Annotated in this window: 13 protein-coding genes; 6 read left to right on the forward strand and 7 right to left on the reverse strand. The window is 63.3% G+C overall.

Going from position 1 to position 12,251, the window contains the following annotated elements; translation table 11 throughout:
• Position 1 precedes the first annotated feature (1 nt).
• Positions 2 to 598: an aminoacyl-tRNA hydrolase gene (gene pth / locus GU3_RS06500; protein ID WP_014291726.1), complete on the reverse strand. Its 597-nt coding sequence runs from the start codon at positions 596 to 598 to the stop codon at positions 2 to 4.
• A gap of 199 nt (positions 599 to 797) precedes the next feature.
• Here pth and GU3_RS06505 point away from each other — a divergent pair, with 199 nt between their 5' ends.
• Positions 798 to 1,526, forward strand: coding sequence for a sulfite exporter TauE/SafE family protein (locus GU3_RS06505; protein WP_014291727.1), 729 nt, complete (start codon positions 798 to 800; stop codon positions 1,524 to 1,526).
• 114 nt (positions 1,527 to 1,640) lie between these two features.
• Here GU3_RS06505 and GU3_RS06510 read toward each other — a convergent pair whose 3' ends face one another.
• The 3 genes from GU3_RS06510 to lolB all read right to left on the reverse strand — a co-directional run bounded on the left by GU3_RS06510 (position 1,641) and on the right by lolB (position 4,277).
• On the reverse strand, positions 1,641 to 2,588 hold the full coding sequence (locus GU3_RS06510; RefSeq protein WP_014291728.1) for a ribose-phosphate pyrophosphokinase: 948 nt from the start codon (positions 2,586 to 2,588) through the stop codon (positions 1,641 to 1,643).
• 283 nt (positions 2,589 to 2,871) lie between these two features.
• Complete coding sequence (ispE, locus tag GU3_RS06515) at positions 2,872 to 3,699, reverse strand: 4-(cytidine 5'-diphospho)-2-C-methyl-D-erythritol kinase (protein ID WP_014291729.1); 828 nt, start codon at positions 3,697 to 3,699, stop codon at positions 2,872 to 2,874.
• Entirely contained in the window at positions 3,699 to 4,277 is a 579-nt protein-coding gene (gene lolB / locus GU3_RS06520; RefSeq protein ID WP_148265860.1) for a lipoprotein insertase outer membrane protein LolB, read from the reverse strand. The genes ispE and lolB overlap by 1 nt, the downstream gene beginning before the upstream one ends.
• Positions 4,278 to 4,402: 125 nt before the next feature.
• Between lolB and hemA the strand changes: the two genes are divergently transcribed.
• Genes hemA through kdsA form a run of 5 tightly spaced genes read left to right on the forward strand, consistent with a single transcriptional unit; the run spans position 4,403 to position 9,268 of the window.
• Entirely contained in the window at positions 4,403 to 5,662 is a 1,260-nt protein-coding gene (hemA, locus tag GU3_RS06525; protein ID WP_014291731.1) for a glutamyl-tRNA reductase, read from the forward strand.
• 24 nt (positions 5,663 to 5,686) lie between these two features.
• The gene (gene prfA, locus GU3_RS06530) at positions 5,687 to 6,772 is read left to right on the forward strand and encodes a peptide chain release factor 1 (RefSeq protein ID WP_014291732.1); all 1,086 of its coding nucleotides are present in this window, start codon (positions 5,687 to 5,689) and stop codon (positions 6,770 to 6,772) included.
• A complete protein-coding gene (prmC, locus tag GU3_RS06535) occupies positions 6,772 to 7,614 on the forward strand; it encodes a peptide chain release factor N(5)-glutamine methyltransferase (RefSeq protein ID WP_014291733.1) in 843 nt (280 codons plus the stop codon). Before prfA ends, prmC begins: the two co-directional genes overlap by 1 nt.
• Positions 7,607 to 8,413, forward strand: coding sequence for a SirB1 family protein (locus tag GU3_RS06540; protein ID WP_014291734.1), 807 nt, complete (start codon positions 7,607 to 7,609; stop codon positions 8,411 to 8,413). The genes prmC and GU3_RS06540 overlap by 8 nt, the downstream gene beginning before the upstream one ends.
• 9 nt (positions 8,414 to 8,422) lie before the next feature.
• A complete protein-coding gene (kdsA, locus tag GU3_RS06545; protein WP_014291735.1) occupies positions 8,423 to 9,268 on the forward strand; it encodes a 3-deoxy-8-phosphooctulonate synthase in 846 nt (281 codons plus the stop codon).
• A 72-nt stretch (positions 9,269 to 9,340) separates the two neighbouring features.
• Here the strand turns inward: kdsA and GU3_RS06550 are convergent, their stop codons facing one another.
• The 3 genes from GU3_RS06550 to GU3_RS06560 all read right to left on the reverse strand — a co-directional run bounded on the left by GU3_RS06550 (position 9,341) and on the right by GU3_RS06560 (position 12,246).
• Positions 9,341 to 10,141: a slipin family protein gene (locus GU3_RS06550; RefSeq protein WP_014291736.1), complete on the reverse strand. Its 801-nt coding sequence runs from the start codon at positions 10,139 to 10,141 to the stop codon at positions 9,341 to 9,343.
• Positions 10,138 to 11,478 carry a nodulation protein NfeD gene (locus GU3_RS06555; RefSeq protein ID WP_014291737.1) on the reverse strand — a complete coding sequence of 447 codons (1,341 nt, stop codon included), beginning with the start codon at positions 11,476 to 11,478 and terminating at the stop codon, positions 10,138 to 10,140. The genes GU3_RS06550 and GU3_RS06555 overlap by 4 nt, the downstream gene beginning before the upstream one ends.
• Positions 11,479 to 11,541: 63 nt before the next feature.
• Entirely contained in the window at positions 11,542 to 12,246 is a 705-nt protein-coding gene (locus tag GU3_RS06560) for a (2Fe-2S)-binding protein (protein ID WP_148265861.1), read from the reverse strand.
• Between the last annotated feature and the right edge of the window lie 5 nt (positions 12,247 to 12,251).

Raw genomic sequence — 12,251 nt, forward strand, 5'->3', positions numbered from 1 at the left:
TTTACTTGGTGGAATCGGCGTTGAAGGCATGCAGGCGGTTCATTGCCTTGATCATGCCGTCATTGAATAAAATATCGGTGGCGCGGACGGCTTCGTCCACGGCGGCATCGAGCAATTCCTGCTCGGCTGCCGGGGCCTTGGTCAGCACAAAACCGGCGACCCGGGACTTGTCGCCCGGATGGCCAATGCCGAGCCGCAACCGGTAGAAGTCCTTGCTGTTGCCCAGGCTGCTGATGATGTCCTTGAGGCCATTATGGCCGCCGTGGCCGCCACCCTGTTTGAAGCGGGCGGTGCCCGGCGACAAGTCCAGCTCGTCGTGGGCCACCAGAATGCCTTCGGGGGGGATCTGGTAAAAATTGGCCATGGCCGCCACCGCCTTGCCCGAACGGTTCATAAAGGTGGCGGGCACCAGCAGGCGCACATCCCGGTTGCCGATGCGCACGCGCCCGGTCCAGCCGAAAAACTTGCCTTCTTCCTTGAGCTGGGCTCCGTGCAGGCGGGCCAGCTCGGTAACGTACCAGGCGCCGGCGTTGTGGCGGGTATGGGCGTATTCCGGGCCGGGGTTAGCCAGCCCGACAATGAGTTCGATAGGTTGCATAGCAAAATCGGCCGTTAAAATGACGCCATATTCTAATGAAGTGCGGCGATAATGGCCACCGTAAGGGGCGGATTTGCTATGGTGTTCAGCCGGATCCGATTTCAAATTAATTGTTTACAATCTGTGCTATGATCGTTCCTCAAAAACGGGCAAGCCGCTTCGCGCTGCCCGCCGCATAGCATATTTCACGGAACTCACCATGTTTGAACTCTTGGCTTGGTCCCTGCTGGCCGGCGTGGTCAATGCGCTGGCCGGTGGCGGTCTGTTCTTTACGCTGCCGGCGCTGCTGGCCGCGGGCATACCCAGTACCGGGGCGGTGGCCACCGCCAACGTGGCATCCTGGCCCGGGTATGTCAGCGCTTTTTGGGGCATGCGCCGTCGCCTGGGGGGCGGTCCGCTGCTGGCGCTCACGATGATTGGCCTGGCCGGCGGTGGCCTGGGGGCCTTCGCCCTGACCCGGTTTCATGCCGACCACTTCAACTATCTGGTGCCCTGGCTGCTGCTGGGGGTGAGCCTGCTTTATGGCCGCCAGCTGCTCAGCCGCAGTGGGTTTGAAGGGCCGCTGGTCATGCGCAACCGGGCCTGGCCGATGTTGCTTGGCGGCAGTTTCTACGGTGGCTTTTTTGGCGGAGGGCTGGGCGTGCTGCTGATGGCGCTGATGGGCCAGCTGCGCATGGGCTCCAGCCTGCAGCAGCATGCCGTCAAGCTGTATCTGTCGATGCTGGCCAGTGGCGCCACCATCATCGTCTATTCCCTGTCGGGGCTGGTGTACTGGCACGAAGCGCTGCTGCTGGCGGTGGGCTATTTACTTGGCGGCAAGCTGGGGGCCCGGGTGCTGGAATGGATTCGCCCCAAACTGCTGGCCTGGGGTATTGTCGCCTTTGGGGTGGGCCTGAGCGGCTATTACTTTATGCGTTTTTACGGATGACGGCGGTGAGGCGTGAGGGGGCTGGAGTGAGGTGATTTACTCCTCACCCCTCACATTCTACCGCCCACAAAAAAGCCCGCGAATGTCGCGGGCTTTTTGCTTCATGTTGCGAACTCAGTGCTCGAACATGGCGGAGATGGACTCTTCGTTGCTGATGCGACGAATGGCCTCGGCCAGCATGGGGGACAGGGTCAGTTGCTTGACCTTGTCCAGCGCCTGGATTTCTGGGCTCAGGGGCACGGAGTCGGTGATGATGACTTCATCGATCACGGAATCCTTGATGTTCTGGGCGGCGTTGCCGGAGAACACGGCGTGGGTGGCGTAGGCAAATACCCGCTTGGCGCCGCGCTCTTTCAGGGCTTCGGCGGCCTTGCACAGGGTGCCGCCGGTGTCGATCATGTCGTCAACGATCACGCAGTCACGGCCTTCCACGTCACCGATCAGGTGCATCACCTGAGACACGTTGGCGCGGGGGCGGCGCTTGTCGATGATGGCGATGTCGGTTTCGTCCAGCAGCTTGGCCACGGCACGGGCACGCACCACGCCACCGATGTCGGGCGATACCACCACGGCATCCTGCAGCTGTTTGGCTTTCATGTCTTCCAGCAGCACCGGGGTACCGAACACGTTGTCTACCGGTACGTCAAAGAAGCCCTGAATCTGCTCGGCGTGCAGATCCACGGTCAGCACCCGGTCCACGCCCACGCTGGACAGGAAGTCGGCCACTACCTTGGCGGTGATCGGCACCCGGGCGGAGCGCACGCGGCGATCCTGGCGAGCATAACCGAAGTAGGGAATGACGGCGGTAATACGACCGGCGGAGGCGCGACGCAGGGCGTCGACCATGACGATCAGTTCCATCAGGTTGTCGTTGGTGGGCGCGCAGGTGGACTGGATGATGAAGACATCGCCGCCGCGTACATTTTCGTTGATTTGCACGCTGATTTCGCCGTCGCTGAAACGGCCGACATCGGCAGCACTCAGTTTAATGAAAAGACGATCGGCGATACGTTGGGCGAGTTCCGGCGTTGCATTACCAGCAAACAGCTTCATGTCGGGCACGGTTTAAAACCTCGGGGTTGCTTCGTGGGTGGCGAGACTGGACGGGGCCGTGAACCCGTATCACGAAAAACGTTTTCGCTATCCAGCCCGTTTTCGAAATTATTCTGATTCCGGAACACCAGTCAGGCTGTTGAGTGAGAGCACTCAACGGTGAGTCGGCCTGGGCCGTATTTTCCTGCCGGCGACCGCCGGCAGCGAACTGACCCTTGGAATAAGGGAGAAAGCGAGCCCACCCCGCTTTCATGCCATCGCTGCCTGGTCTGTCTCGTTCAATAACGGGTGCTCAAAGGGCGTCCAGTGCCGTCAGCAGCGGCGAGCGGTTGCAGCCTTTGGCAACAAAACCGCGGGCGCCGGCCGGCGCTTTTTTCAGCGCCTGTTCCGCCGCTTCGCGACGGTCAAAGGTGCCGAAAACACAGGCGCCGGTGCCCGTCATTCGTGACGGCGCATATTCTAGCAACCAGCTCAGAAGTTTGGCAACCTCGGGGTGTCGCATTTTGACCAGCCCTTCGCAGTCGTTTTGCCAGGGGGAAGACAGCCGTTGTTCCAGGCTCAGCACCGGGCTGTTGCGGGGCAATGCCGGGTCGTTGAAGATGGCCGGCGTGGCCACTTCCACCCCCGGGTTGAGCACCAGATACCAGGGTTCGGGCGGGCTGGCGGCGGTGAAAATATCCCCTACGCCCTCGGCAAAGGCGGCGTGGCCATGGATGAACACCGGCACGTCGGCCCCCAACTGCCGGCCGAGATCGGCGAGTTCGTGCTTGGCTAGGCCCAGCCGCCACAGCCGGTTCAGCCCCACCAGGGTGGTGGCGGCATCGCTGGAGCCCCCGCCAAGACCGCCACCCATGGGCAGGCGCTTGGTAAGATGAATGTGCGCACCTTGGGGACAGCCAGTATGCGCCTGCAGCAGGCGCGCGGCACGAATAATCAGGTTGTCTTCGAGGGCCACCCCGGGCAAGGGCGGGCTCAGCATCAGCTCGGGGGCGGGCGTAAAGGCGAGTTCGTCGCCAAAGTCCACAAACTGAAACAGGGTCTGCAGGTTGTGGTAACCGTCAGGCCGGCGGCCGGTGATGTACAGAAACAGGTTGAGCTTGGCGGGGGCGGGCAGGCGCATCACGGATTCAGCTCCCACCGGCTGACGGCCAGCTTCAGGGTGGTGGTGTCGTGGCTGAGTTCCATGCGGCTGGGCAACCAGAGGCCGTCAATCTGGGTGTAGCCCTGGTAGCTGAGCTGCCAGCCATGAGACTGTACCTGGGCCGGACGACCGTTCTCGTCCAGGCTCAGGGTATCGGCCTCCCCGGGCAGGCCCTTGATCCAATCGGCCAGTTGTTCCACCGGCAGATCCCAGCCGGTCAGGGTATACACCAGATCCCGGGCGTTGCCGGCGGTGTGGCGCTGGCCTTCGCTGTCGACCAGTTCAATGCGACCGTTGCGGCGGCTGAGATCAAACACCCGCTTGCCCACCACATTGGTGAGGTTCAGCCGGTAGTCGTCGCTGTCCTGGCGCCAGAACAGGCTCAGGCTGCCGCGCTCGTCGGGGGTGATGATGCCGAGCTTGGCGGCCAGCTGCCAGCGCTCCAGCTCGGCCAGCTGTTGTTTCTGGGCCAGCCAGGAGCCCGCCGGGGCTTCCTCGGCCCGGTAGGCACAGCCCGTCACCAGCAACATGGCAAGGCAGATCAATAAAATACGCACGGCAAGCTCCCCGGTTCAAAAGGTGGCGGCCAGTATAAGGGCAAGGCCGGTGCCTTTTAAAGATTTGGCCTTTCTCGTACAATAGCCGGCTACTTGAAGAATGTTGTGAGCCGCACCAAACCCTCATGAGCCTGCTGGTACTGGGAATCAATCATAAGACAGCGTCCGTCGCCCTGCGCGAGCGGGTGGCGTTTGGCCCTGATCTTGCCCCCCGGGCACTGCAGGAGCTGATGAACACGCGTGGCGTGGCCGAAACCGTGATCCTGTCCACCTGCAACCGCACCGAGCTTTATTGCAGCCTCAACGAGGACGGCGACGGTGATGTCATACGCCACTGGCTGCAGCGCTTTCACCGGCTGGACGAAGACGAACTCACCGCCTGCCTGTATCAGCACCAGGGCGAAGAGGCCATTCGGCACCTGATGCGGGTGGCCTGCGGCCTCGACTCCCTGGTGCTGGGCGAGCCGCAGATCCTTGGTCAGATCAAGCAGGCCTACAGCCAGTCCCATCAGGCCGGCAGCCTCAGGGGGCTGCTGGAGCGGCTGTTTCAGAAGTCCTTTTCCGTGGCCAAGCGGGTGCGCACCGAAACCGATATCGGCGCCAGCGCCGTATCCGTGGCCTTTGCCGCGGTCAGCCTGGCCAAGCGCATTTTCTCGGATCTGGGCCGTACCCGGGTCCTGCTGGTAGGGGCGGGAGAGACCGTCGAACTGGTGGCGCGTCACCTGCGGGAGCAGTCGGTCACCCAGATGATGGTGGCCAACCGTACCCTGGAGCGGGCCCAGAACCTGGCCCAGGAGTTTGAGGCCGAGGTGATGACCCTGGAGCAGATCCCCGACTTTCTGCCCCGGGCCGACATCGTGATCAGCTCCACCGCCAGCCCCCTGCCGATCATCGGCAAGGGCATGGTGGAGCGGGCGCTCAAGGCCCGCCGTCACCGCCCCATTCTGCTGGTGGACATCGCCGTGCCCCGGGACATCGAGCCCGAGGTGGACGAGCTCAACGACGCCTATCTCTACACGGTGGACGATCTGCAGGGCATCATCGAGCAGAACCTGGAGGCCCGCAAACGGGCCGCGGCCCAGGCCGAGCGGATTATTCTGGAAGAGCGGGACCAGTTTATGGCCTGGTACCGCTCCCTGCGCTCGGTGGACATGATCCGTGACTACCGGGCCCAGGCGGAGGCGGTGCGCGAGCAGGAGCTGGCCCGGGCGCTGCAGGCCCTGGCCCAGGGCGACGACGCCACCGAGATCATGCAGCAGTTGAGCCGGCGCCTGACCAACAAGCTCATTCATACCCCCACCCAGGCCCTGAGTCAGGCCGGCAAGGACGGCGATCAGGACATGCTGGCGGTGCTGTCCCGCACCTTGGGCATTGGCCGGCCCTGAGCCGGCATAACGGCGAGACCCTTGATGAACGAATCCGTACTGAAGAAACTGGAAGGCCTGGAAGAACGCTACCAGGAAGTGCAGGCGCTGCTCGGCGAGGCCTCTGTCATTAACCATCAGGAGCAGTACCGGGCGCTGACCCGGGAATATGCCCAGCTGGAAGACGTGGTGGCCTGCTTTCAGCGTTACCGCCAGGCCGAGGCGGATCTGGCCGAAGCCAGAGAGATGCTGGCGGAAGACGATGCCGAGATGAAGGCCATGGCCCGGGACGAGATCGAGGCCGCCGAGGCCGCCATCGAGACCCTGAGCCAGGAGCTGCAGATTTTGCTGCTGCCCCGGGATCCCCGGGACGACAACAACTGCTTTCTGGAGATTCGCGCCGGCGCCGGCGGCGACGAGGCGGCTATTTTTGCCGGGGATCTGTTTCGCATGTACAGCCGCTATGCCGAAACCCGGCGCTGGCGGGTGGAGATCGTCAGCGCCAGCGAGGGCGAGCACGGTGGTTTCAAGGAGATCATCGCCCGCATCGAAGGCGCCGGTGCCTATGGCCAGCTCAAGTTCGAGTCCGGCGGCCACCGGGTGCAGCGGGTGCCGGAGACCGAATCCCAGGGCCGCATTCACACCTCCGCCTGCACCGTGGCGGTGATGCCCGAGGTGCCCGAGGCCGAGGCGCCGGAGATCAACCCAGCGGATCTGAAGGTGGACACCTTTCGGGCCTCCGGCGCCGGAGGCCAGCACGTCAACAAAACCGACTCCGCCATTCGCATTACCCACCTGCCCACCGGCATGGTGGTGGAATGCCAGGACGAGCGCTCCCAGCACAAGAACCGGGCCAAGGCCATGGCGGTACTGGCCTCGCGTCTGGCCCAGGCGGAGCAGGACAAGCGCCATGCCGAGGAGCAGAGCACCCGGCGCAACCTGCTGGGCAGCGGCGATCGTTCCGATCGCATTCGCACCTACAACTACCCTCAGGGCCGAGTGTCGGATCACCGCATTAACCTCACCCTGTACCGGCTGAGTGAAGTGCTGGAAGGTCAGCTCGACATGCTGACCCAGCCCATTCTGCAGGAGCACCAGGCCGATCAGCTCGCGGCCCTGGCGGGACAGTGATGCAACTGAGCGAGCTGCGCGTCCGGCTGCGCGAACAACTTGAAGGGGGCGAGTCGCCGGCGCTGGATGCGGACGTGCTGTTGTGCCATGTGCTGGGCAGGCCCCGCAGCTTTTTGCTGGCCTGGCCCGAATTCGAGGTGAGCGCGCAGCAAGAGTGCGAGCTGGCGGAGCTGGTTCGCCGTCGCAAGCGGGGTGAGCCGGTGGCGCACCTCACCGGCCAGCGGGAATTCTGGTCGCTGATGCTGGAGGTGTCCCCGAATACCCTGATCCCCCGGCCCGATACCGAGGTGCTGGTTGAAAGCGCCCTGGCGCGTCTGCCGGAGCGGCCGGCCCGGGTGGTGGATCTGGGCACTGGCACCGGCGCCATTGCACTCGCCATGAAAAGCGAGCGCCCCTTTGATGTCGTGCTGGCGGTAGAATTCAACCCCGGCGCCGCCGCCCTGGCACGGCGCAACGCCGCGCGGCTGGGGCTTGCGGTGGAAGTGCGGGAAGGCAGCTGGCTTGAGCCGCTCACCGGGCTCACCTTTGACATGATCGTCTCCAACCCGCCTTACATCGACGCCGCCGATCCGCACCTGGCGCAAGGGGACGTGCGTTTTGAGCCGCTGTCCGCCCTGGTGGCCGACGATGCCGGCCTGGCCGATATTCGCCTTATCGCCGGTGAGGCGCCAGCGCACCTGGTGGCCGGCGGCTGGCTGCTGGTGGAGCACGGCTGGCAGCAGGGCGACGTGGTGCAATCCATTTTTATCGACAACGGTTTTGACAACGTCGCTACCCTGCGCGATTACGGCGGGCAGGAGCGGGTGACGCTGGGCCGGTGGCCCGGGAGGAAGCATGCTTGAGAGCAATATCAGTGCGCGCTGGCACGGCGAGGAACCCCTCGACCTGATGACCTTGGCGCTGGACGTGGTGGAAAGCCTGGTTGGCCTTGAGGCCCGGGATCAGGCCGAGCGGGAACTGTTTGCCCTGGAGCGGGCCCTGGCCGAGGAGCTGGAAGGCATGGTGGCGCCGCTGCACCTGCTGCCCTGCCTGTATGATGGCCTGGGGCTGGCCGGCGACAGCGACACCTTTTTCTCCATCGACAACTGCCTGATGAGCCGAGTGCTGGCGCGGCGGCAAGGCATTCCCGTGAGCCTCGGGATCCTGCTGATTCACCTGTGCCGGCGCTTTGGAGTGGAGGCCGAGGGCATTAATTTCCCCGGCCACTTTCTGGTGCGTATTTGGTCGGAAGAAGAGGGGGCTATCGTCGATCCCTTTACCGGCCAACCGCTGTCCCGCAACGACATCGAGCGGCTGCTGCGGGGCGCCCAGGGTAACCTCGCCCGGCTCACACCCCAGCACCTCAAGGGCGCTGAAGACAGCGATATTCTGGCGCGGCTGCTGAACGTGACCAAGGCGGCCTTTATCAACGAGCGTCAGTTTGGCAAGGCCCTGGCCTGCAGCGAGCTGCTGCTGCGGCTCAAGCCCGACTGTCCCTTTGAGCGGCGGGACCGGGGCTTTTTGTATGAGCAACTGGACTGCGGCCGGCTGGCTGCCGACGACTTTGAATTCTTTATTCAGCATCGGCCGGACGATCCCATCGCCGACGTGCTGAAAGCCCAGATAGCGGGACTCGACATGAGCCCTAAAATCCTCCACTAAGGAGCCGAGATGAAAACCGTCCACATCAATGACATTGCGGTCGCCAACAACCAGCCCATGGTGCTGTTTGGCGGCATCAACGTGCTGGAATCCCGGGATCTGGCCATGCAGGCCTGCGAGCACTATGTGAAGGTGACCGAGAAGCTGGGCATTCCTTACGTGTTCAAGGCCAGCTGGGACAAGGCCAATCGTTCTTCCATCCACTCCTTTCGGGGGCCGGGTCTGGAAGAGGGCATGAAACTGTTGCAGGAGGTGAAGGACACCTTCAAGGTACCGGTGATCACCGACCTGCACGAGCCTTATCAGGCGGCCCCGGTGGCCGAGGTGGCGGACGTGATCCAGCTGCCCGCCTTTCTGGCCCGGCAGACCGATCTGGTCAAGGCCATGGCCGACACCGGCCGGGTGATCAACATCAAGAAACCCCAGTTTCTGAGCCCGGGGCAGATGAAAAACATCACCGACAAGTTTATCGAGTGCGGCAACGACCAGCTGATTTTGTGCGAGCGGGGCAGCAACTTCGGTTACGACAATCTGGTGGTGGACATGCTCGGCTTTGGCGTGATGAAACAGGCCACCGACGGGGCGCCGATCATTTTTGATGTGACCCACGCCCTGCAGTGCCGGGACCCGCTGGGCGAGGCATCGGGCGGTCGCCGTGAGCAGGTGCTGGATCTGGCCCGGGCCGGTCTTTCCACCGGCCTGGCCGGCCTGTTCCTGGAAGCGCACCCGGATCCGGACAAGGCCCGCTGCGACGGCCCCAGCGCCCTGCCGCTCAACAAACTCGAGCCCTTCCTGGCCCAGCTCAAGGCGCTGGATGAGCTGATCAAGGGCTTTGAACCGCTGGATATTCGCTGATAGCTTCAGTCAGCAAAGGCCCGGATATATCCGGGCCTTTGCTTTTTTTACTTCCGTCTTTCTTCGCCTGGATCAGGTGATCTCGGTGGGCGCATCGGGATCTTCCGACGGCTCGTCCGAACTCATTTTCTGCAGGATCTTGCCCAGCTCCATGGGCAGGGGAAACACCACGATCTTGCTGTTGTCGCTGCTGATCTCGGTAAGGGTCTGCAAATAACGCAGCTGAATGGCTTCCGGCTGTTGCCCCAGCATGCGGGCCGCTTCCAGCAGTTGCTTCGAGGCTTCTAGCTCGCCGGTGGCGTGGATCACCTTGGCCCGGCGGGAACGCTCGGCTTCGGCCTGGCGGGCAATGGCTCGAATCATGGATTCGTCCAGATCCACGTGCTTGATCTCCACCGCCGTCACCTTGATCCCCCAGTTATCGGTGCTCTGATCCAGTATGCGCTGCAGATCCGCGTTCAGGGTGTCCCTGGCCGAGAGGATCTCGTCCAGCTCGTGCTGGCCGAGCACGGATCTCATGGTGGTTTGGGCCAGCTGGCTGGTGGCCTCCAGGTAGTTTTCCACGTTGATGATCGCCTTTTGCGGATCCAGCACGCGAAAATACAGCACGGCGTTGACCCGCACCGTCACGTTGTCTTTCGAGATCAGATCCTGGGAGGGCACATCCATGGTGACTATACGCAGATCCACCCGCACCATTTGCTGCACCAGGGGGATCAGAATGATAAAGCCGGGCCCCTTGACCTTGTAAAAACGGCCAAGCAGAAACACCACGCCCCGCTCGTATTCCCGCAAAATACGGAACATGCTGGCGAACAGCATCACCACCAGGATGACGATCAGCAGCTGAAAATAGAGAAAGTCGATGATCATGCCTGATCCTCCTTGGTTGGTTCAACATCCAGTACCAGATCCCGCACCGCCACCACGATAACGGGGCGTTGCGCGGCCACGGCGGTGTGACTGTGAGCCTGCCAGCGCTCCCCCTGCACCAGCACGGTGCCGTCGGGATCCAGCGCGGTCAGGGTGATGCCTTGCTCGCCCACCATGGCGTCGGCCCCCGACACCGGCGCCGCCCGGCGCTGTTTCACAATCAGTCGTACCACCACCAGGATCAGGCTGAGGGAAAACACCGTAAAGGCGGCGATAAAGGGCCAGGCCACGCGAAAGGCCGCGTCGGGGGTGTCGAACAGCAGCACCGAGCCCAGCACAAAGGCTACCAGGCCGCCGCCCCCGAGAATGCCGAAACTGGGCGACAGTCCTTCCGCCACCATCAGTGCCAGCCCGAGGGCCAGCAGCCCCAGCCCCACGGTGTTGAACGGCAGCATCTGCAACGACAACATGGCCAGCAGCAGGCAGATGGCGCCAATGACGCCGGATACCCCAAAGCCGGGGCTGTAGAACTCCAGCAGCAGACCATATACCCCCACCAGCATCAGTAGATAGGCGATATTGGGATTGCTGATGATAATGATGAACTGCTGGCGCCAGTCGGGCTGGCGCGGCTCGGCCAGCAGCCCCGCCGTGGCCAGGGTGACGCTGCCGTTGTGAAGGGGGATGCGGCGACCGTCGAGCTGCTGCAGCAGCTCGGGAATATCCCCGGCCACCAAATCGATGACATTTTGCTCCAGCGCTTCGGTAGCGGTGAGGGTGGCGGCGTCCCGCACCGCCTGCTCGGCCCACTCCACGTTGCGGCCTCTAAGCTGGGCCAGGCTGCGCAGGTAGGCAATGGCATCGTTGAGGGATTTTCGCTCCATGGCACCACCGCCGGGCGAAGATGGGCCGTTATCTTGCTGCTCGTCCTGGTCGGTGTCGCCGGGAGCCGGGGTACCGGTGGGCATCATCTGCACCGGGGTGGCGGCGCCGAGGTGGGTGCCCGGGGCCATGGCGGCGACGTGGCTGGCGTAGAGAATATAGGTACCGGCGGAGGCGGCCCGGGCCCCGCCGGGAGACACGTACACCACCACCGGCACGCTGGACTCGAGCATGGCGCTGATAATATCGCGAGTGGCACTGTACAGGCCGCCGGGGGTATCCATGGTCAGCAGCACCAGGGCGGGTTGCTCGCTCTGGGCCTGATTGAGCTCGGTGACCAGGTAATCGGAAATGCCGGGACCGATGGCGCCCTTGATGTCGATCTGCCAGTAGCGCTCCTGAGCCAGTGCCGGTGAACTCAGCAGCAGCGCCAGCAGCAGCATTCGCCAGTACATGTTCCGGCTCCCCGTTGCCTGCCTACCTATGAGCTTAGCGCACGGATGAGAACTGTCTGTTTTTTAACCGGTGGTGATCTGGTTATCCAGCCATTGCCTCAGGTTAGCGGCCATTTGCTCGCGGCTGTAACGATTGCAGGTGCCGCACAGCTCGCCATTGCATACCTTGTAGCGCAGGCAGCAGTCTTTACGGTGCGGCAGCAACAATTGCCGGTCGGGCCAGTGAAAGTGGGCCCAGTCGATGGCCCCGGCGATGTCGTCGCCAAACAGCGCCATCCATTGCCGTGCCGGAGCCTCGAAACGGGCCGGCTCGGGCAGGGCCATGCCGAGCCGGGTCCAGGGGGCGGCCAGGTAAACGGCACTGTTGCTGGCGATGATGCGGGGCGGCAATTTGTGCTCGCGAAAATACCGGTTGATAAAGTGCACCAGTGCGATCAGTTCAGATGCGGTACCCGGCTTATTGCCCTGTGTAAATCCCTGCTCTGCGTCGAGGGACAGGTGCTCGGGAGCCAATGACGGCAGCCGGCCATCGCGCAGCCACTGGCAGGCCAAAGGCAGCAACAGCAGGCCACAGAGGCGCTTGTGCGCGAGGGACAGCGGCACCTTGCCCGGCCCGGGGGCGATCTGAGCCAGCGGATCTGCCAGCCACTGTGCCAATGCTATCGTCCCCTGTCCCCTGGCCAGTGTCGGCAGTTGCGCACGCAATTCGGTGGCGTCAGGATCCGCCAGGGCAAGGCGATAAAGCTGGTGCAAATGTTGGGCAGACATGAGAG

Origin of the sequence: Oceanimonas sp. GK1 (assembly GCF_000243075.1) — a bacterium.
In the GTDB taxonomy this organism is placed as follows: Bacteria; Pseudomonadota; Gammaproteobacteria; order Enterobacterales; family Aeromonadaceae; genus Oceanimonas.